The organism is Nonomuraea sp. 3-1Str, assembly GCF_031570565.1.
Classification (GTDB): Bacteria; Actinomycetota; Actinomycetes; order Streptosporangiales; family Streptosporangiaceae; genus Nonomuraea.
Genome location: NZ_JALHBK010000002.1, coordinates 635,234 through 656,177, shown reverse-complemented (window position 1 = coordinate 656,177; position 20,944 = coordinate 635,234). Strand labels below are relative to the sequence as shown.

The following is a 20,944-nucleotide window of genomic DNA, read 5'->3' as shown; positions in this document are numbered from 1 at the left end:
GGTCGCGCACCGCCCAGCCGACGACCTTCACCGGCACCGTGCCGTACGGCCAGCCGTTGTGCCCGGCCATCACGTCCATCCACTTCTTGAACTGACGGGCCAGCGCGGCATGGATCTGGTCCCGCTGGGCCGCCGTCACCGTCGCCGTGGAGTCCCAGCGGACGCAGTAGTTGATGGAGCCCTTGTTGGCCATCACCTGGTCCCAGCCGTAGTTACGGAAGCCGTACAGGTCGTTGTACGTGCTCTCCTGGTGCTGCCAGACCTCGTTGAGCGGCGTGACCAGGTTGGCCGGCGGGTTCCAGGCGCTCGGGGTGCCGCCGCCCGACGGGTCGTTGGCGTATGCCTTGACCTCCAGCAGCCCGACGGAGCCCTGGCCGCTCTGCAGCACCACGCGCAGCCGGGTGGTGCTGACCTGGCCGAAGGTGACCTTGTTGTAGGCGTCCGTCCTGACGGGGTAGCCGCTCGCGTTCGGGACGTCGGCGTAGGCGCCGCCGGTCCAGTACTGGAGCTTCCAGGAGGCGGGGACGCGCACGCCGCCGCCGTCGTCGAAGAAGTAGATCTCGGCCGCCCGGAGGGTCTGCGACCCGCTCCAGGTCAGCTCGGCCCACTGGGAGCCGGTGTTGGGCCAGGTGCCCCAGCGGCGGTTGACCGTGTCGTTGGAGCGGGGCGGGTCGATGCCGTCGTTGAGCGCGGCCACGCTCTCCCAGGACGAGGTGTACGACGCGCTCGGGGTGGCGGACGTGGCGAGGTTCGTCTCCGCGTACGCGGCCTCGACCGGTAGGAGGAAGGCACTCACCAGCAGGAGCGGTAAGAGGGCCAGGCGTTTCATCGCGCCTCCAGGGCGGGGGTTGGGTGCCGCCGGATGTGGGGCCGCCCGGCACGCGCCGCCGTGCGGGGCGGCCCGTGCCGGGCGGGGTGTCACGTGACCATGTCAGCCGCGGGCACGGCTCACGGTCCGAACGCCTTGACCTCAAGGAGGCCGACCGAGCTGGAGCCGTTGCCGGTGAGCAGCACCCGCAGCCTGGTGGTGCCCGTGGCGGTGAACGTGACGGTGTTGTAGGCGTTCTTGGTCAGCGTGTACGCGCTCGCGCCGGGCACGTCCGCGTACGCGCTGCCGTTCCAGTACTGCAGCTTCCACGACGCCGGCATGTCGATGCCGTCGTCGTCGTCGAAGAAGTACACCTGCGCCTTGTTCAGGGTCTTCGCCGACGACCACGTCAGGTCCACCCACTGCTGCCCGGTCTCCGGCCAGCAGCCCCAGCGGGGGTTGACGGTGTCGTTGGAGGAGGGCGGGTCCACGCCGTCGTTCACGGCGTTGACGTTCTCCCACGACGAGGTGTACGAGGCCGTCGGGGTCGCCGAGGCGGCCAGGTTGCCCGCGGGCGGCTCCTGTGTGCCGCCCCGGTTGAACACCTTGATCTCGGTCAGGCCCGTCTTCGCGCCGGAGGCGTTGGTGGCGAGCACCCGCACCCGCTGGGCGTTGACCGCGCCGAACTTCACCACGTTGTAGTTGGCCTGCGGCGTCGCCGGGCTCTTGGCCTGGCTCGGCACGCTGACCCACGCGCTGCCGTTGTAGTACTGGATGTCGTACGCCGATGGCGCCCGGTAGGTGGTGCTCGCGGGGCGGCTGTCCTTGAAGTACAGGCGCACCTCGTTGAAGGTGCGGGCCGCGCCGAAGTTCAGCTCGTACCAGTCCTGGCTGTTGGGCGAGCCGCCCGCCCCCCAGAACGGCTCGTTGATCGGGTAGCCGTCGACGGCGCCCGCGACCGTGCTGCCCGAGCCCGTGTAGGAGGCGCTCGCGGTGGCGCCGGTGGCCAGGTTGGTCAGGTCGGCCGTCAGGTCCACGCCCGCCTTGGCCAGCATGTCCACCATGCGGGCGCCGGTCTGCGTCACCTGCGTGGGCGACTGCAGACCCGCCACCGCCACGTGGTAGGAGACGGTGCCGCTGGTGGTCACGTCACCGGTGGCCGGGTCCCAGGTGAAGGGCACCAGCGAGTTGACCGTCGCGGCGCGGTTGCCGTTGACGTAGATCGAGTAGCCCTCCGGCACGCCCGGGTAGCGCACGACGCCGTCGGACGGGTCGTCCCAGACGATGGTCAGGTCGGCGTTGCGGTAGCGCAGGTTGTTGACGGTGAAGTGGGACCAGCCGATGTTGATGGGCGAGAGCTCCACCTTGGCGTCGTTGCGCGGCCGCAGGCCGGCCACGTCCTCGATCACGGTCCAGTTGCTGCTGCCGAGGATGTTGTGGTGGATCCACGACCGGTACGTGATCGCGGAGCCGTTCCAGTCGGCCCAGAACTCGTTGGCGTCCGGCCACTGGGTGTTGCCGTTGACGTACTGCGCCCAGGCGTTCCAGTAGAGCAGCTTCTTGTAGTCGTTCGCCGTCATCCACGAGTTGGGATAGTTGCGCAGCACCGATGAGTACAGCCTGAACTGCACGGTCGAGTTGATGGTGGAGAAGTTGTTCGACCCCGGCTGGCCGGCGTCGGCCGCTGCCTTCTTGTCCACCTGGTTGGCCGTGTAGAAGGGGAAGATCGGGTACTGGGCCGGGTCGTCGTACAGGCGCAGGGCCTGCTTGTACGTGGCGGTGTTGGGGATCGCGCCGACCGCGAACGGGTAGTAGTTGTTGATCTCCTTCCACGGCACCCATTCGTTGGTCGACTTCAGCCGGTGCTCGAAGAGCTGCCGGTTCGGGTTCCACAGCACGTTGACGATGGCGTTCTGGATCTGCGTGGCCAGGGTCCGCATCTCGGTGGCCTTGGCGGTGTTGCCGATCGCCTCGTACGCCTGGGCCGCGGCCAGCGCGCCGCTGTACTGGTAGGCCGACTCGGCCCGGTCCATGTTGCCGCTCTTCCAGTGGAAGGAGACGGCGTCGGCGTCGTTGCCGGTCAGGGCGCCCCAGTCGTACTCGATGAGCTTGTTGTTGTCGTGGTCGTAGTAGGCGAGCTGTCCCTTGACGTCGCCTTCGGCGTAGCGGGCCAGGTTGGCCGCGATGGCGGGCTGACCGCCGTGGATCTGGTAGCTGCGCCACGCCGCCTCGGCGATGTACTGGGTGTAGCTGTTGGACCAGTTCTCGGGGTCGCCCGGGTTGTCGACGAAGCGGCCGTTCTTCGACACCTGGCCGACGCTGAGCCAGTCGCCGTAGGAGTACTTCGGGTCGCGCAGGTACTTGAGGTCGTCGATGTGCATCGGCTGGGTGAGCGCGATCGCGTTGTTGTAGCCGAGCACGCCCTCGGTGGAGGTGGGGAACTGGAACGTCTGCCCCGGGATGTCGGCGTCGAGGTTGTTGAAGCGCATCAGCCACCAGCGGTAGTAGATGTTCTTCTTGATGGCCGGCTCCGGCACGTCGATGTAGGGCACGTTCTGCGCCCACCACCGGTTGTAGGCCCGCACGTGGGTGGCGAAGGCCGTGGCGTTCGAGTAACCGGCGTACGCGTCGTACTCGGTGCGCGACTCGGGGATCTCGTTGGTGACGAAGCCCATGACCAGCTTGGCGGTCACGGTGGCGCCGGCCGCGACGGTCACGGACCGGTTCAGGCCGCCGCTGGAGACGGTGAACCCGTCACCGGTGAGCCTGGGGTAGATCGTGGTCAGGTTGTTCTTGGCGTTGACCTGCCCGGTCAGCTCGCTGCCGCTGCCGGACGTGGCGTACGGCGAGGTGGCCCGGAGCTGGAGGGTGGCCGAGCCGGAGCCGTTGTTCGTGATCGACAGGTTGGTCACGGCGACGTTGTTCTCGGTGATGAACTTCGTCTGGTTGACCGTGATCGAGCCGCTGGTGTGGACGCTCTTCCAGTGGCTCGGCGCCTGCCAGCGGGAGTTGACCTGCTCGGTGAAGGTGCCCGGGGTGATGGCGACGGTGTAGGCGTTGTTGTCGCTGATGCTCTCCCAGTACGCGACCTGGCCGGCGAAGCCGAGCGTGCCCGGCGTGTGGGTCTTCATGAACAGGGCCCGGCCGCGCGACATCAGCCAGGTGCCGGCCGGGTCGTTGCCGGGCCGGGCGAGCAGCCGGTCCATCCAGAAGTCGGTGCCGGAGCTCTCGGCGTCGTAGATGGACTGCATCATGTTGCCCGGCGTGTACGAGACCGGCGCCGCCGGTACGGCCGGGCCGCTGAAGGTGGGGAACCCGATCGTCTGCGCCGCCCGGGCCGGGGCCCCGGCCACGAGCACGCCCGCGACGAGCAGCAGGGCGGTCAGGCCCCGCCGGACGACGCGCCTCATCACAGAGCCGTTCATCACAGGGCCATCCATTCCAGGACGCCGGTCGAGTAGCCGGACTTCGAGGTGATGCTCAGCCGCAGCCGCGTCGTCGAGACGGCGGGGAAGGACGTCACGTTGTAGGTGTTGGCGGCCGTCCCGCAGGCCGACTGTCCCGGTACGTCCACGTACGCGGTGCCGTTCCAGTACTGCACCTTGCAGGAGGCGGGCAGGTCGATGCCGAGGTCGTCGTCGAACCAGTAGGTCGCGATCTTGCTGATCGACTGCACGCTGTTCCAGCGGTACTCCAGCCACTCGGTGCCCTGGTGGTCCCAGTTGCCGTAGGCGCCGTGGCTGTGGTCGGCCGAGCCGGTCGGCACGTACCCGTCGTTGACGGCGCCGAGGGTCTCCCACGAGGAGACGTACGAGGTGGACGGCGTCGCGCTCAGGGCCAGGTTGGTGCCGGTCGGCGGGCCGCCGGGACCGCCGCCGGGCCCGGTCGTCTGGACGACCTTCTGCATGGTGCCGTCGGCGTTCCAGTAGAGCTTGTCGAGCGTCACCGAGCGGCGGAAGTTGCCGCCGCCCGGGCTGCTCGCGTTGTGGTAGACCATGTACCACTGGCCCTTGAACTCGATGATCGCCGGGTGGTTGGTGGTCGAGGTGACCTGGTCGAGCACCACCCCGCGATGGGTCCACGGGCCGAGCGGGCTGCTCGCGGTGGCGTAGCGGATGCAGGCGTAGCCGGAGGCGGCGCAGCCGGAGTCGTTGGCCGCGTAGGCGAGGTAGTAGGTGCCGTTGCGCTTGAACATCCAGGGCGCCTCCCAGAAGTTCGAGACGCCCTGCGGGGTGATGACCGAGCCGTCCAGGTTGATCATGTCGGGCTTGAGCTTGGCGGCACGCAGGCCGTAGTAGGAGCCCCAGTAGATGTAGGACTGGCCGTCGTCGTCGGTGAAGACGGTGGGGTCGATGTTGAGCGGCGAGGAGTTGGGGGTGCTGTCGCTGATCAGCGGGCCGCCCTTGGCGTCGCGGAACGGGCCGAGGGGGCTGTCGCCGACGGCGACGCCGATGTCCATCCAGCCGGCGCCGTTGCCGTTGACGGGGGCGTACCAGTAGTACTTGCCGCCCTTCGGCTCGACCTCGCCGGCCCACGCGTCGGCGCCGGCCCAGGGGAAGTCTGAAAGTTTCAGCTTGGCGCCCTGGTCGGTCCAGGTGGTCGCGTCCCCTGAGGTGAACACGTGCCAGTCGCGCATGACGAAGTTCGTGCCGCCCGTGGGGGCCTCGTCGTGGCCGGTGTAGAGGTACATGGTGTCGCCGACCACCAGGGCGGCCGGGTCTGCGGTGTAGATGGAGGTGGTGATGGGTGCGGCGGCGGGGGCGGGTGCCGCGGATGCGACGACCAGCCCCAGCGCGGCCACCGCGCCGAGGATCGTGGTTCGCAGGCGTCTCATGCAGGGCTCCTGGGGGGTAGAACCTAGCCTTTGATTGGTTAGCGCTAACATTTCTGAGCGGTGCATAGGGGATCTTGTCGCGATACAGGTGATCAACGCGCTGGGGCGCGGCGCCCTGAGTGTTTGCGATATCAAAAGCGCCGTCAAGACCCAAAATGATCGCCCAGCTCACAGCGCGAGAACCGGGTAGTGCGGCCCGAACCGCGGGCGTGCAGGGCACCTCGCGTGCAGCGCCTCGGCCGCGCCGTCCGCCGCCGGCGAGTCTGGGAACTCAACCGCGGTCGGGGTCAAGCGGCACGTCAGAGCAGGCGTCTCTGCACGACGTCGGCGATGACCGCGTTCACGACCTTGCCCACCGCCTCGGAGTCCGGCGGACCCTGCTCCCGGTCGGCGAACAGCATGTGCGCGCTCCCGATCAGGCAGAGCGCGAGCGCGTCCACGTCGGCGTCCGCGGCGATGCGCCCCATCTCGCACTCGTCTCCGAGGTAGGCGCCGATCACACCGGCGGCCTGCGTCAGCACCGGGACACCGGGCACGGGCCGGACCTGGCGCAACCGGGCGCGCAGTTCGTCCCGGAAGATGATGAGACTGACGACCGACACGGTGACCGGGTCGAACAGCTGGATCAGCGCCGCAGTGAGGTGGGCGGCGACGGTGCCGGTCCCGGCCGAGCCGCGCAGGTCCGCGGCCAGGCCGTCGAGCCGGGCGATGCGTTCCTGCACCAGCTCGACCAGGAAGTCGTCGAAGTCCTCGAAGTGCCGATGGAGGACGCCTTTGGCGACGCCCGCCTCCTCCGTGACGGCTCGGCTGGTCAGCCCGTTCGCCCCGTCCCGGAGCAGGACGCGCTCGGCGGCGGCGAACAACTGCTGCCGCACGTCTCGGAGGGCCACTCCCGTCGGCATCGCCTGTTCTCCCCTACATCCGACCTTCGCTCTACGCGAAACGCTATCCGGTTGTCGAGTGGGCGGTCGCCCACTATGGTGGGCGCATGCCCACTCTACCGCGGGAGCCCTCCCTGCCTTCGAAGCAGTCTTCCCACCAGGCCAGGCAGATGGCCGAATCGTTCGGGACCGACACCGAACGCTACGACCGGGCCCGGCCCCCCTATCCCGACGCCCTCGTGCAACGGATCATCGCCGCCTGCCCCGGTCCCGACATCGCCGACGTCGGCTGCGGCACCGGCATCGAAGCCCGGCAGTTCCAGGCGGCCGGCTGCAAGGTGCTGGGCATCGAGCCGGACGCGCGGATGGCCGAGTTCGCCCGCCGGACCGGGGTCGAGGTCGAGGTCGCGACGTTCGAGGACTGGGATGCCGCCGGGCGCACGTTCGACGCGGTCGTCGCCGGGCAGTCCTGGCACTGGGTGGACCCGGTCGCGGGCGTGGCCAAGGCGGCTCAGGTGCTGCGCCCCGGCGGCCTGCTGGCGGTGTTCGCCCACGCGTACGACCCTCCGGCCCCGATCGCGGAGGCGTTCGCCGCCGTACTGCGGCAGGTGGTGCCCGACTCGCCGTTCAGCGCCGGCCCGCCGAGACCGGGCCGGGAGATCTACCGGCAGATGTTCGCCACGTTCGCCGACGGCATCCGGCAGGCCGCCGCGTTCGGCGAGCCGGAGCAGTGGCGATTCGACTGGGAGCGGCACTACACCCGCCACGAATGGCTCGACCTGCTGCCCACCACCGGCGGACTCACCCGGCTCCCGCCGGACAAGCTGGCCGAGGTGCTGGAGGCCGTCGGAGCCGCCGTCGACGCGGCCGGAGGCGGCTTCACCATGCAGTACACGACGATGGCGGTCACCGCGTCCCGGAACGCCTGAGCCTCCCCGCCGTCGATGGGCGCGGACCTGGAAGGTGCGCAGAGCGGTGGCGGATGAGAGGAGGCTCCCGACGCGACCTCGTCGTCCGATGAGAGAAACTCCGGCGCGGCCGCGAACCAACGAACGTGCGGTGGCATCCAACAGGAGCACGGCGTCGGAAGGGACTCATGTGATCATCTGGTTGGGCGACACCTTGGGGGCAGGCGACCGCATGACGCAGGACGCCTCGCAGCCGTGAGCGTCTCCCAGGCATGGTGACCCGCAAACGCGCCCCGCGCTCCACGCGGCGCATCGACGTGACCCGCCTTCCCGAGGACGTCGTGGCGCTCATCGACGCCCTCGATCCTGGCGAGGACCTGGTCCTCACGCGTGACGGGGCGTCGATCGCGACGATCTCCAGCACCATCGACGTGGTCCAGGGCGCCATCGTCGATCGCGACGCGCCGGACGAGGCCGACGACGAAGCACCGATCGACTACGAGAGTGTGACAGTCGTGGCCACCGCGATGGAGCTGTCCACCGCGGCTCGGGTCGCGCTCTCCACCCAGCTCGGGGCCGACTACGTGGTGCTCGACATGCACGCGGCTCCCGCGACGACCGATGTGCTGCTGGTACCTCCAGGCAGCCCGCAGTTGATCGCAGCGCTCCGATCGATGTTCCCGAAAGCTCGCGTCATCGTCACCGAGATCGAGGACCACGAACTCGGAGTTCAGTACTACGGCCCCGTCCGACGGCTGCTCAACGCCGGCGCTGATGGTTATCTACCACCGGCGACCCTCCCGCTCCTGGCCAGGCAGCTCGACTACACCCTGAATCAGGGGCGGGAGATCGCCGGCGGGGCCGCGACACCACTGCAGATCGCACCGACCGTGGAGCCGTCGGATCCAGCCGACGAATGACCCCGCGCCTCTTCGCCGGACCGTCCTGTCCCATGGGGAGGTGCGCGCCGTTCCGCACCCCCGGTTCGGACGGCATGCTCAGGCGCGGGACCCGGAGTCGATCCTGTCGAGAACGGTGTGGTCGAGGCTGTGCCGGGCGCCGTCGCGGAAGGCGGCGGTGAAGTCCCGGTCCCCGAGCGCCCGGCGGGCCTGGTCCGCGCAGCTCTCGTGCCAGACGGCGTGGTACCAGAGCCGGGTCGGCGAGGAGTCCACCGCCTGCCACAGCGCGTGCGCGGCACCCAGCACCCAGGCGGCTCGCGCGTGGTCGCCGCCCGCCCCGGCGATCCACGCCAGCACCTCCAGGCACTGGGTCAGGCACCACCGGTCGTTGATGTGCGCCGTGAACGCGGCGGACTCCCGCACCAGCGACTCGGCGCGATCCCGGTCGCCCAGGCTCCAGGCGGCAATGCCCAGGGAGAGCTGGGCGTAGCCGCGGGACACGGCCGCCCGCCGCTCCTCGCACAGCGCCAGCAGTTCCTCCCCGTGCGCGGCGGCCCGTCCCGGGTCGTGGACCGAGCCGTAGGTGGCCGCGAAGTAGAGGTCGAGCGCCACTCCGGCCACGTCGTCCATGGCGCGGTGCAGGACGAGTGACTCCTCCAGCAGCTCCAGCCCGCGCCGTACGTCCCCGGCGACGTACGCGGCGAGCCCCGAGATGCGGATGACGTACGGCAGGAGCCGCTCGTCCCCGGTGCTCAGCGCGAACGCGTGGCTCTCCTCCAGCCGGGGCATGGCCCCGGCCACGTCGCCCTGGCGGAGGGCCAGCATGCCGTCGACCCACAGCGCCGTGGCGCGGGCGTGGCTGGGGGCTGGCGCGAGGTCCAGGCCGCGCTCCAGCCAGTACCGCCCCTCGGTCAGCGAGCCCGTGGGCAGGCTGAACGACCACATCGTCGAGGCCGTCCCCAGGCCCACGACGGCCGTGTCCGGCTCGCCCAGGCACAGCTCCAGGGCGGCGCGCACGTTGGGCTGCTCGCGCTGGAGCAGCAGGTAGCGGTCGAGCTGCTCGGGGACGAGCTCGTCGACCCGGTGGCCGCTCACCAGGTCGCGGTAGTGGCCGATGTAGCGCAGCCGCAGCGCCCGGCTCTCTTCCGGCTGGAGCCGCTCGCCACCGTAGCCCCGGATGCACTCCAGCATCCGGTACCGCGTCCCACCCTCGGAGTACTCGCTGACCAGGACGGACTTGTCCACCAGCCCCGCGATCAAATCGAACACCTCGGCGGAGGCGATGCCGTCGCCCGCGCAGACCGCCTCGGCGGTGTCCAGGTCGACGCTTCCGGGGAACATCGACAGCCGGGCCCAGAGCCGCTGCTCCGGCGGCGAGCACAGCCGGTAGCTCCAGTCCATGGTCGCGCGGAGCGTGCGGTGGCGCGGGAGCGTGACGGCGCTCCCCGCGACGGGGACCTCCAGGAAGTCGTCCAGCTCCCGCATCAGCCCGTCGAGCCGCAGCGTGCGCAGCCGCACGGCGGCCAGCTCGATGGCCAGCGGGATGCCTTCGAGGCGCTGGGCGAGCCGCGCCACGGTGGCCGCGTTGCGCGCGTCCACGGCGAACCCCGGCTGCACGCTGGCGGCACGGTCCGTGAAGAGCCGCACCGAGTCGTGGCGGGCGATCTCCCGGGCCGGGCTGCCGGGGTCGGGCACGGGCAGCGACGGCACCGCGAGGACCTGCTCGCCGTACACGCCGAGGATCTGCCGGCTGGTCACCAGCACCCGCATGCGGGGCGCGCCGCGCAGGATCCGGTCCACCAGCTCGGCGCAGTCGGGCAGCAGGTGCTCGCAGTTGTCGAGGATGAGCAGCATGCGCTTGTCCGACAGGTAGTCTACCAGCAGCGCCGTGGGGTCGGGCCCCTGGTCGCGCAGCCCCAGGGCGGCGGCGACGGTCGGCCCCAGCAGGTCGCCGGTCTCCAGGGTGCCGAGCTCGACCACCTGGACGCCGTCCTTGTACGCGGCGCGCAGGCTCTCGCAGATCCGCCGAGCCAGCCGGGTCTTGCCCACCCCGCCCGTGCCGGTCAGCGTCAGGAGCCGGGCCCTGACCAGGATCCTGCGCGCGGCGGCCAGCTCGCTCCTGCGGCCGACGAAGCTCGACACCTCCTTGACGGGGCCTGGCCGGGCATGGTCACCGTCCGTGAACGGTCTCATGACGCACCTCCTGACCACGGCTCGTCCACGGACAGGTCCTGCTGGCCGATCCAGGCCGCGATCTGCACGCGCGAGCTGAAGCCGAGCTTGCTGAGGATCTTCTCGACGTGTCCCTCGGCCGTACGCTGGGCGATCACCAGGGAGGCCGCTATCGCCTTGTTGCTCATGCCCCGGGCGACGAGCCGGGCGATCTCCATCTCGCGCCTGGTCAGCGGCGAGGAGTCGCGCGGGCGCTCGCCGGTGCTCCTGTCGGCCCGCAGCGCGTAGGCGATCACCTGGGCGGGGGTCATCGTGGCTCCCTTGCGGAAGGCCGTCTCGAACCTGCGGTCGCCGATGGCCGCCCGCGCCGCCTTCACGCACGCGTCGTGGTAGTCGGACAGGTGACCGAACAGCGGCCCGCCGAACGCCCGCCGCATCTCCTCCAGCGCGCCGAGCAGCGTCGCGGCCCGCCGCCCGTCGCCCTCTCCGGCCGCCATCCAGGCCAGGGCCTCGGCGCACAGCGCGATGCCCAGAGGGTCCTTGAACGGCTCCTTGAGCCTGATGGCCTCGCGCTCCATCTCCACCGCGCGCCGCGTGTCGCCCTGCTTCCACACCTCTATCCCGTACGTCCACAGGGTGTAGGAGCGGAACCAGCGCTCCCGGCGCGTCTCGCACAGGCGCAGGCACTCCTCGAAGCTGTCCACCGCCTCGTCCGCGCGGCCCAGCAGCGACCGGGCCGTCCCGAGGTAGATGAGCGAGTTGGCCACGAGCATCTGGTCACCGGTGGCCCGGCCGCATTCCAGCGCCTCACCGAGCAGGTCCAGGGCCTCGGGCAGCTCGCTCTGGAGGACCGCCGCGAGTCCCCCGACGTAGGCGGCGGCTCCCGTGATCCCGTCGTCGCCGAGCTCGCGGTTCAGCTCGCGGCATTCGGCCAGCAGGCCGACAGCCACGCCGAAGTCGCTCTGCAGCACCGCGAGCCGCGCGTCGACGCACAGCGCCCGTGCGCGCGCCCGCACCGGGGCGGCGTCGACGGCGAGCAGCCGGTCGAGCCAGCCGCGCCCCTCGCGCGGCGAGTCGGCGGCGATCCAGTAGTAGCGCAGCGCGGCGGCCAGGGTCATGCCCGCCTCGGCCTCCCCCGGCGTGGACACGCAGTAGTCCAGCGCGGAGCGGACGTTGTCGTGCTCCAGGCGCATGAGCCGATACCAGGTCACCTGGTCGGGGCCGAACCACGCCTGGTGCATCCGCGTCGCGAGGTCGTGGTACCAGACGCGGTGCCGGCGTCGCAGCTCCCCCTCCTCGCCGGACTCGCGCAGCTGGTCGCGGCCGTACTGGCGGATCGTCTCCATCAGCCGGAAGCGCACCATGGAGCCGTGCTCCTCGCGCAGCAGGATGGACTTCTCCACCAGGCCGATGACCACGTCGACGATCTCCTCGGCGGCGATGCCGTCACCGGCGCAGACGTACTCCGCGGCCTCCAGGTCGAGGCTGCCGGAGAAGACCGACAGACGCGCCCACAGCAGCCTCTCCTGCTCGGTGCACAGGGCGTGGCTCCAGTCGATGAGCGCCCTCAGCGTCTGCTGCCGCGGCAGCCGCGCCCGCGAGCCCGTCGTGAGCAGCCCGAAGCGGTCCTCCAGCCGGGAGAGGAGCTGCTCGGCGGAGATGACGCGCAGCCGCACGGCCGCCAGCTCGATGGCCAGCGGGATTCCGTCCAGGCCCCGGCAGATGCGGGTGACGGTCTCCCGGTTCGCGTCGGTGATCTCGAAGTCGGGCACGACGGCCCGGGCGCGCTCGGCGAACAGCCGCATCGCGTCGGACCGCTCGGGCGGCTCCCCGCCGGGCCGCTGCCCGTTCATCCCGGGCACCGGCAGCGCCGGGACCACCATGGTCTGCTCGCCGGGGGCGCCGAGCGCCTGCCTGCTGGTGGCGAGGATGCGCAGGCCGGGCGCGGCGCGTACGAGTGTGGCGGCGAGCACCGCGCACTCGTGCAGCAGGTGCTCGCAGTTGTCCAGGACCATGAGGATCTGACGGTCGCGCAGATGGTCGGCGAGCACGTCCATCGGCTCCCGGGAGGAGTGGTCCACGATCCGCAGGTTCTCGATCACCGCCTGGACCAGCACCCCGGAGCTCTCCAGCGCGGCCAGCTCGACCAGGCACACACCGTCGCGGAACGCGCGCCGCACCTCGGCGGCGACCCGCAGGGCCAGCCGGCTCTTGCCGACCCCGCCCACGCCGGCGAGGGTCACCAGCCTGGAGCCGGCCAGTAGGCGCTTGACCTCGGCGATGTCCTGCCGGCGGCCCACGAAGCTGGTCAACTCGGCCGGCAATCCGCCGGCGGTCCAGCCGTCCGTTCCCCGTGACGTCATGACTGCTCCACAATCCGGCGGCGGGGTCCCCTTCCTCGTCACCGGCCGACAGAACTCAGCGTACGCCCATCCCCATACCCCCATCCGGCAAGATCGTCGCAGGTCAGAGGCATCGCGAGAATCGGGTTCGCGCGTGGATCTTGCAAGTGGGCGAGGCGTTGGTACCGTCATGGTCAGGAGCGGTCAGGAGCGGTCAGGATCACCGGTCACCCGGGGGGACACATGACGGACACCTCGATGATGCCGCTGCACATGCGTCGGGACGGGTTCGACCCCATCCCCGAGCTGGGCGCGCTGCGCGACGACGAGGGCGTCAGGCGGGTCACCACGCCGTTCGGCGTCGAGGCGTGGCTGGTCACCCGCCACGCCGACGTGCGCGCGGTCCTGGGCGACGCCGAGCGCTTCCCGCTGTCCCAGCTCGGCCTGGCCCGGCTGCCCGGCGCGCCGCCGGTCAGCGACGAGGAGCTGGCCGTCCTGCGGGCGGGCAACCTGCTCGCCCACGACCCTCCGGAGCACACGCGGCTGCGGCGGCTCCTGACGCCCGAGTTCACGCTCCGCCGGATGCGCCGCCTGGAGCCACGCGTGACGAGCATCGTCGAGGAGCATCTGGACGCGATGGAGAAGGCCGGACCGCCGGCCGACCTGGTGCAGGCGTTCGCGCTGCCGATCCCGTCACTGGTGATCTGCGAGCTGCTGGGCGTCCCCTACGCCGACCGCGAGGGCTTCCAGCACCGCACCAGCCGGATGCTGGACGTGTCGGTGCCCGTCGAGAAGCGCATCGAGCTCCAGCTGGAGTCACGCGCCTACATGTCCGAGCTGGTCGCGCGGATCATGGCCGACCCCGGCGAGGAGCTGCTGGGCATGCTGGTGCGCGAGCACGGCGGCGAGGTGACGGCGGCCGAACTGACCGGCATCGGCAGCCTGCTGCTGTTCGCCGGCCACGAGACGACCTCCAACATGCTCTCCCTCGGCACGCTGGCGCTGCTGCGCCACCCGGACCAGCTCCGCATGCTGCGCGAGGACCCCGAGCGGGCCGATGCCGCGGTGGAGGAGCTGCTGCGCTGGCTCAGCATCGTCCACTCCGGCACCAGCAAGGTGGCGGCCGTGGACACCGAGATCGCCGGCCACGCGATCCGGGCCGGGGAGATGGTGATCTGCGCGCTGCCGACCGCCAACCGCGATCCGGAGCTGCTGCCCGACCCGGACGCGCTGGACATCACGCGCGGGGCGCCCGGCCACGTGGCCTTCGGCCACGGCGTCCACCACTGCCTGGGCGCGCCGCTGGCCCGCATGGAGATGCGGATCGCGTTCCCGGCGCTGCTGCGCCGGTTCCCCGGCCTGCGCCTGGCCGAGCCGGGGCCCTCCTTCCGCTCCTTCCACGTCGTGTACGGGCTGACCGCGCTGCCCGTCGCCTGGTGACGCGGGCGCACGGGGGCGCTACGGCTCGGTGACCTCGGCGACGTCCACCCGGTGGTGCTGGTCGCGCAGCCGCTGGATCGCCTCGGCGGGGGCGCGGGAGTCGACCACGATGACGTCGAACGCCTCCAGCGGGGCCACCCGGTGCAGGGCCACCCGGTCGAGCTTGGTGTGGTCCACCGCGAGGACGCAGCGCGTGCCGGAGGCCAGCATGGCCCGCTTGACCAGCACGATCTCCTGCTCCTGGTGGAAGGCGTGCCGGTCGGACACGGCCGAGGTGGAGACCACGACAGTGTCGGTGTTCATCGCCTCGACCGCGTCGACGCAGGCCACCCCGAGGAACGAGTCGTGCGTCGGGTAGTACTCGCCGCCGAGCGCCATCAGCCGGATGCCGGGCACGGGCGCCAGCAGCCGGATGGCCTCCAGGAAGTTGGTCACCACGGTCAGCGGGGTGACCTCGCTCAGGTGCCGGGCGACGGCCAGCGCGGTCGTGGAGTCGTCGAACATGACGGAGCTGCCCGGCTCGATCAGTCCCACGACATGCCGGGCGATCGCCTCCTTCTCCGCGGTCTGGGCGGTCTTGCGGTAGGCGATGTTGCTCTCGAACACGCTGGTCGCCTGGGCGCTGGCCCCGCCCCGGAACTTGCGCACCATGCCCTGGGTCTCCAGCACGTCCAGGTCACGGTGGACGGTCATCACGCTCACCTCGAAGGTCTCGGCGAGCTCCGCCATCGAGACCGAGCCCTGGCGCATGACATGCTCGGCCATCGCCTGGCGTCTGCTGGCCCCGCTGGCCGCGCGTGGACGCGACTTCACCTGCTGCGCTCCCATGCCTCGATGCCCATGTCTGTTTGTTACGGCGACTCAATCTCTCACACCCTTGACACCTCGGGGAGTGCCTCATAGTCTCCACGCAACATCACAAGTTCACACGTTTTAGCGTTAGATTTAACGCCACCCCCCGATGCCGCCCGTAACCGCAGCGCATCAACGACCCTCCCAATTAAAACGTTCGCATGCCACCCCACCCCCCGCCGCGTGGGAGTTGTACGGAGGAGACCCCATGACCGACCTACGCGAAGCCCGCATGAGCCGCGCCCAGTTCTTCCGCATGATGGGCGGGCTCGCAGCGGCCGCCGCGGCCACCGCCTGCTCCACCAAGCCGGAGGCCACCACCGCGCAGGGCGGCCGGCCCGCCGCCACCCAGCTCAGGTTCGTCGGCGTCGCCGACCAGAAGGCGCCCATGGACGAGCTGGTCGCCGCCTACAAGCAGGCCAAGCCCAGCGTCTCCCTGTCCACCTCCTTCGCGCCGACCGACCAGGTGCAGACCTCGGTCCGTACGCAGCTCGGCGCCGGCAACGCCCCCGACCTGCACGTCGTCTACCCGGGCAACGGCAGCGCCATGTCGATGAGCCAGATCGCCAAGGCCGGCCTGCTCGCCGACCTGTCCGACCAGGCGTGGACCCAGACCATCCCGACCGGGTTCAAGCCGGCCTTCCAGATGGACGGCAAGACCTACATGTACTCGGCCGGCTCCTCGGTCATCGGCGCCGTCTACAACAAGAAGGCGTTCGCGAAGGCCGGCATCGAGGCGCCGCCCACCACGTGGACCGAGTTCCTCTCCGTGTGCGACAAGCTGAAGAAGGCCGGGATCACCCCGATCGCGCTCGGCGCCCAGACGCCGTGGGTCACCCAGCTCATCACGTACGCGCTGGTGCCCTCCACCGTGTACGCCAAGGACCCCACCTTCGACGACAAGCAGCTCGCCGGGCAGGCCAGCTTCGCCCAGTCGGGCTGGCGCGACGCCATGGAGATGTACCTGGAGCTGCAGAAGCGCGGCTTCTTCAACGACAACCCCAACGGCACCACGTTCGAGCAGCAGACCTCGATGGTGGCCACCGGCAAGGCGGCCATGGCCATCCAGGTCTCCGCCGTGCTGCCCGACTTCCGCAAGGCCGCCGCCACGCCCGACGACCTGTCGATGTTCCCCGTGCCGGGCGCCGACTCCGCCGACCAGGTGTGGATCCCCGCCGGCGTGGTGGTCGGCCTGGGCGCCGCCGCCAAGGGCAAGAACGCGGCCGAGGCCAAGGCGTTCATCGACTTCCTCGGCAAGCAGGAGAGCATCAACCGCTGGGCCAAGGCCATCTCCGCCATCCCGCTCACCCAGGACTCCAGCTCCACCATCGACCCGGCCGTGCAGTCGTTCCTGCCGTTCACCAAGGACCGCGCGGTGCCGTTCATGGACCAGCGCTGGCCGAACGCCGAGGTGCAGCCCGTGCACTTCGCGGTCGTCCAGGAGCTGCTGGCCGGCAAGACGAAGATCGACGACGCTCTCAAGAAGATGGACGAGGCGTACGCCAAGTGACCACGGACGTCGCCCGGAGCCTCCCCTCCACGGCCCGCCGGCCGTGGGGGAGGTTCAGCTCGCTCACCCCTTCGTGGATCTTCGCCCTGCCGGCCCTGCTCGTGTACGCCGCCGTCGTGCTGTACCCGAGCCTGGCCGGCATGTTCTACGCCTTCACCGACTGGAGCGGCATCGGCGAGGAGAAGTCCTTCGTCGGGCTGGCCAACCTGACGGCCATGTTCCACGACGACCAGGCCATGGGCTCGATCGGCAACACGCTGCTGCTGACCGTGACCATCGTCGCGGTGCAGAACGGCGTGGGGCTGCTCCTCGCGCTCGGCGTGCACGTCAAGCTGAAGAGCCGTGCCGTCCTGCGGGTGGTGTTCTTCGCCCCCGTCGTGGTCAGCCCGGTCATGGTGGCCTTCCTGTGGAAGTACATCTACAACCCGGATCCGACGGCGGGCCTCAACGGCCTGCTCGGCACCCACATCGACTGGCTCGGCAACCCGTCGCTGGCGCTGTGGTCCATCGCCGGCACCGTGGTGTGGCAGTACGCCGGCTACTCGATGGTCATCTTCCTGGCGGGGCTGGAGGGGATCCCGCCGGAGCTGCACGAGGCGGCGATGATCGACGGCGCGGGGACGTGGCAGCGCTTCCGCTACGTCACCTGGCCGCTGCTGGCGCCGTCGCTGACCATCAACCTGATGCTGTCGACGATCGGCGGGCTCAAGCTGTTCGACCAGGTCTTCGCGGCCACGAACGGCGGCCCCGGCTACGCCACCGAGACGCTCTCGACGGTCCTGTACAAGCAGGCGTTCGTCTTCGGCAAGTTCGGCTACAGCACGGCGATCGCGCTGGTGCTGGCGCTGTTCGTGGCGGCCGTGTCGATGGTGCAGCTCTACTATCTCCGCAACCGTGAGGTGGCCCAGTGAAGCGGACGTTTCTCCTGGAGATCGTCATGGTCGCGGTGGCCGTGGCGTTCCTCTTCCCGGTGTACGCGCTGATCACGCTGTCGCTGAAGGACCCGGCGCAGATCTCGCACACCCCGCTGTCGCTGCCCTCGCCGCCCACACTGGACAACTTCGGCAAGGCGTGGACCGCCGCCGCGCTCGGCCCGTCGCTGGTCAACAGCACGGTGATCACCGTGGTCAGCCTCGTCGCGCTGGTGGCGCTCGGCTCGTTCGCGGCCTACTACCTGGCCCGCGCCAAGAGCCGGATGGGCTACGGCTTGTACGTGCTGTTCCTGCTCGGCATCGTGCTGCCGTTCCAGCTCGGCATGATCCCGCTCTACCAGCTCGTGACCGACCTCGGGCTGATCGGCTCCCACACCGGGATGATCATCTTCTACACGGGGATCCAGCTCCCGTTCACCGTGTTCCTCTACACGGGCTTCATCCGGGCTCTGCCGCGCGACTACGCCCACGCCGCCCAGATCGACGGCGCCTCCCACTTCACCGCCTTCACCAAGGTGGTCTTCCCGCTGCTGCGGCCCATCACGGGCACGGTGCTGATCCTCAACGCCGTGTTCATCTGGAACGACTTCTTCACCCCGCTGCTGTACCTGGGCGGGTCGGGATTCGAGACGATCCCGGTGAGCGTCTTCGCCTTCGTCGGCCAGTACGTCTCCGACCACGGCCTGGTCTTCGCCGGCCTGGTGCTCGGGGCGCTGCCGATCGTCGTCGCGTTCCTGCTGCTCCAGCGGTACGTCATCAAGGGCTTCGCCAGCGGCCTCAAGGGATGAGCGGGCCCGCCCCCGGGCGGGCCCTCCCCGGCTTCCCACCGGCGGTGACCAGCGCATAACCTGAAGTGAAGGCCCGGGTGATACCCGGTGGCCCGGGCCGGCGGGGCATTCATGATGCTGGCGATGAACGAGTCCAGGCGGCAGCAGTACGTCAGGCTGCCCGCCGAGGTGACCAGCTTCGTAGGGCGTCGGCACGAGGTGGCCGAGGTCAAGCGACTCCTGTCCACGTCACGGACCGTGACGCTCACCGGGGTGGGCGGCGTCGGCAAGACCCGGCTCGCCCTGCGGGTCGGGCTCGACGTGGCCCGCGACTTCCGCGGCGGCGTGTGGTTCGTGGAGCTGGGCTCCCTGGAGAACCCCGACCTGCTGGCGCAGGTCGTGGTCGAGGCGCTGGAGATCCGCCGCCAGAGCGCCGATCCCCCGCTGCGGATTCTCGCCGACCACCTGCGCGACAAGCACGCGCTGATCATCCTGGACAACTGCGAGCACCTGGTCCGCGCGTGCGCCGTCCTCGCCGAGGAGCTGCTGCGCGCCGCGCCCCGGCTGCACATCCTGGCCACCAGCCGCGAGGCGATGGGCTTCGCGGGTGAGCGGATCATGCCGGTCCCGACGCTGTCCGTGCCGGACACCGACGGGTCGGAGCTGTCCATCGAGTCGCTGGCGCGCTCCGACGCCGTGCGCCTGTTCACCGAGCGGGCCATGGCCGTCCTGCCGTCGTTCGCCCTCACCGAGGACAACCGCGACGTCGTCCTGCAGATCTGCCACCGGCTCGACGGCCTGCCGCTCGGCATCGAGCTGGCCGCCGTCCGGCTGCGCGCCCTGTCGGTCCGGCAGCTCCTCGACCGGCTGGACGACCGGTTCCGGCTGCTCACCGCCGGGTCGCCGGCCGAGGCGCCACGCCACCAGACGCTGCGCGCCCTCATCGACTGGAGCTACGCGCTGTGCTCGGAGAAGGAGCGGCTGCTGTGGGCGCGCGCGTCGGTCTTCGCGGGCGGCCTCGACCTGGAGGGCGCCGAGGCCGTCTGCTCCGGCGCCGGCATCGACCGCGAGGAGGTGCTGGACCTCGTGTGCGGGCTGGTCGCCAAGTCGATCCTGATCAGGGAGGAGAACGGCTCGCGGGTCCGCTACCGGCTGCTGGAGATCATCCGCCAGTACGGTCTCGAACGGCTCGCCGCCCAGGGAGAGGACGCCGAGCTGCAGCGGCGGCACCGCGCCTACTACCGGGAGCTCGCCGCCCAGGCACGGGCGGAGCTGTTCGGGCCGTCGCAGGTGTCGTGGTTCACCCGGCTGCGCCACGAGCACGCCAACCTGCACGCCGCGCTCCAAGGCTGCCTCGACAACGCCGAGGAGGCCGGGGCCTGCCTGGAGATGGCCGCCGACCTCCTCTACCACTGGATCACCGGCTACTACCTGGGCGAGGGCCGCCGCTGGCTGGACCGCGCGCTCGCCGCCGGCGCCGGGAGCCCCGAGACGCGGGCGCGGGCGCTGTGGGCCGGAAGCTGGCTGGCCATCATCCAGGCCGACGTCCCGGCCGCCGCGGCGCTGCTGAAGGAGAGCCAGACGCTGGGCGAGCGGCTGGAGCTGGAGGGCGTGCTCGCCTACGTCTCGCTGTACTCCGGGATGGTCGCCATGTACGAGGGCGACACGGACACGGCCATCGAGCTCTACGAGCAGGCCCTGGCCCGGCACCGCGCCACGGGTGACCCGGTGGGCACCACGCTGGCCCTCATCCGGCTCTCCCTGGCGCACTCCTTCCGCGGCGACTCCGCGCGTGCCATCGCGATGGGCGACGAGTGCCTCGCCCTGGCCGACGCGCACGGGGAGGGCTGGCACAAGGCGTACATGATGATGGCGCTCGGCGTGGACGTGTGGCGGCAGGGCGACCCGCGGCGGGCCTTCGAGCTGGAGACGCAGAGCCTGACCTTCAACCGCGCGGTCGGCGACCCGCTCGGCGCCGGGATGAACCTGGAGGTGCTGGCCTGGATCGCCGCCACCGAGCAGCACCACGAGCGGGCGGCGCGGCTGCTGGGCGCCCTACGGGCGGTGTGGGAGGCGATCGGCGCGCCGCTGTCCGGCTACGGCCACCTGGCCCGCTACCACGACGACTGCGAGCGCCTCGCCCGGGAGGCGCTCGGCCGGTCCGCCTTCGAGGCGGCCTTCGAGGAGGGCGCCCGGCTGTCGTACGACGACGCGCTCGACTACGCGCTCCAGAGGGACGAACGCGTCGGCGAGCCCACCGGCGGCGGCGGCGAGCGCCCCGCCTCCAAGGGAGGGTCCGCACCCCTCACCCGGAGGGAGATGGAGATCGCCCGGCTCGTCACCCGGGGCCTGACCAACAAGGAGATCGCCTCGGCTTTGGTGATCTCGCAGCGCACCGCGGAAAGTCACATCGAGCACATCATGAGCAAGCTCGGTTTCCGCTCGCGGGCCCAGGTGGCGGTCTGGATGAACGAGCACGACGGCGGCTCGGGCTGAGGCGTCCCCCACGGCGCTCATCCGCGGGGCGGCGCGCCCGGTCAGTACGGCAGGCGGCGTCCGGATGGAGTCCGCAGGTCGGGGCCGGGGTCTCCGGTGCTCG

Annotated in this window: 13 protein-coding genes and 1 pseudogene; 7 read left to right on the top strand and 7 right to left on the bottom strand. The window is 70.7% G+C overall.

Translation table 11 applies throughout. The annotated features are described in order from the left end of the window. The 4 genes and pseudogenes from MTP10_RS06850 to MTP10_RS06835 all read right to left on the bottom strand — a co-directional run. Positions 1 to 829, bottom strand: a pseudogene (locus tag MTP10_RS06850) (hypothetical protein); the annotation flags it as partial. 119 nt (positions 830 to 948) lie between these two features. Then, complete coding sequence (locus MTP10_RS06845) at positions 949 to 4,233, bottom strand: discoidin domain-containing protein (RefSeq protein ID WP_310708150.1); 3,285 nt, start codon at positions 4,231 to 4,233, stop codon at positions 949 to 951. Beyond that, entirely contained in the window at positions 4,233 to 5,642 is a 1,410-nt protein-coding gene (locus MTP10_RS06840) for a glycoside hydrolase family 43 protein (protein ID WP_310708149.1), read from the bottom strand. Before MTP10_RS06840 ends, MTP10_RS06845 begins: the two co-directional genes overlap by 1 nt. A 299-nt stretch (positions 5,643 to 5,941) precedes the next feature. Continuing rightward, the gene (locus MTP10_RS06835) at positions 5,942 to 6,544 is read right to left on the bottom strand and encodes a TetR/AcrR family transcriptional regulator (RefSeq protein ID WP_310708148.1); all 603 of its coding nucleotides are present in this window, start codon (positions 6,542 to 6,544) and stop codon (positions 5,942 to 5,944) included. Positions 6,545 to 6,630: 86 nt separating this feature from the next. On the opposite strand from MTP10_RS06835, the gene MTP10_RS06830 reads away from it, so the two are divergent. Both MTP10_RS06830 and MTP10_RS06825 read left to right on the top strand, forming a co-directional pair. Next, the gene (locus tag MTP10_RS06830; protein ID WP_310708147.1) at positions 6,631 to 7,452 is read left to right on the top strand and encodes a class I SAM-dependent methyltransferase; all 822 of its coding nucleotides are present in this window, start codon (positions 6,631 to 6,633) and stop codon (positions 7,450 to 7,452) included. A 320-nt stretch (positions 7,453 to 7,772) separates the two neighbouring features. Next, a complete protein-coding gene (locus MTP10_RS06825; protein WP_310708146.1) occupies positions 7,773 to 8,351 on the top strand; it encodes a hypothetical protein in 579 nt (192 codons plus the stop codon). A 78-nt stretch (positions 8,352 to 8,429) separates the two neighbouring features. On the opposite strand, the gene MTP10_RS06820 is transcribed toward MTP10_RS06825, so the two are convergent. Together MTP10_RS06820 and MTP10_RS06815 are read right to left on the bottom strand one after the other, a co-directional pair. After that, positions 8,430 to 10,523 carry an AAA family ATPase gene (locus tag MTP10_RS06820; protein WP_310708145.1) on the bottom strand — a complete coding sequence of 698 codons (2,094 nt, stop codon included), beginning with the start codon at positions 10,521 to 10,523 and terminating at the stop codon, positions 8,430 to 8,432. Next, positions 10,520 to 12,865 (bottom strand): LuxR C-terminal-related transcriptional regulator, encoded by a 2,346-nt coding sequence (locus tag MTP10_RS06815; RefSeq protein ID WP_310708144.1) that lies wholly within the window; start codon positions 12,863 to 12,865, stop codon positions 10,520 to 10,522. Before MTP10_RS06815 ends, MTP10_RS06820 begins: the two co-directional genes overlap by 4 nt. A 222-nt stretch (positions 12,866 to 13,087) precedes the next feature. On the opposite strand from MTP10_RS06815, the gene MTP10_RS06810 reads away from it, so the two are divergent. Next, positions 13,088 to 14,284, top strand: a complete 1,197-nt coding sequence (locus MTP10_RS06810) for a cytochrome P450 (RefSeq protein ID WP_310708143.1) — start codon at positions 13,088 to 13,090, stop codon at positions 14,282 to 14,284. 18 nt (positions 14,285 to 14,302) lie between these two features. Here MTP10_RS06810 and MTP10_RS06805 read toward each other — a convergent pair whose 3' ends face one another. Then, entirely contained in the window at positions 14,303 to 15,049 is a 747-nt protein-coding gene (locus MTP10_RS06805) for a DeoR/GlpR family DNA-binding transcription regulator (RefSeq protein WP_310708142.1), read from the bottom strand. Positions 15,050 to 15,344: 295 nt separating this feature from the next. Between MTP10_RS06805 and MTP10_RS06800 the strand changes: the two genes are divergently transcribed. The 4 genes from MTP10_RS06800 to MTP10_RS06785 all read left to right on the top strand — a co-directional run bounded on the left by MTP10_RS06800 (position 15,345) and on the right by MTP10_RS06785 (position 20,841). Further along, positions 15,345 to 16,646, top strand: coding sequence for an extracellular solute-binding protein (locus MTP10_RS06800; RefSeq protein ID WP_310708141.1), 1,302 nt, complete (start codon positions 15,345 to 15,347; stop codon positions 16,644 to 16,646). Continuing rightward, on the top strand, positions 16,643 to 17,557 hold the full coding sequence (locus tag MTP10_RS06795; RefSeq protein WP_310708140.1) for a sugar ABC transporter permease: 915 nt from the start codon (positions 16,643 to 16,645) through the stop codon (positions 17,555 to 17,557). The genes MTP10_RS06800 and MTP10_RS06795 overlap by 4 nt, the downstream gene beginning before the upstream one ends. Continuing rightward, positions 17,554 to 18,366 (top strand): carbohydrate ABC transporter permease, encoded by an 813-nt coding sequence (locus MTP10_RS06790; protein ID WP_310708139.1) that lies wholly within the window; start codon positions 17,554 to 17,556, stop codon positions 18,364 to 18,366. Before MTP10_RS06795 ends, MTP10_RS06790 begins: the two co-directional genes overlap by 4 nt. 123 nt (positions 18,367 to 18,489) lie before the next feature. Continuing rightward, complete coding sequence (locus MTP10_RS06785) at positions 18,490 to 20,841, top strand: LuxR C-terminal-related transcriptional regulator (protein WP_310708138.1); 2,352 nt, start codon at positions 18,490 to 18,492, stop codon at positions 20,839 to 20,841. Positions 20,842 to 20,944 lie beyond the last annotated feature (103 nt).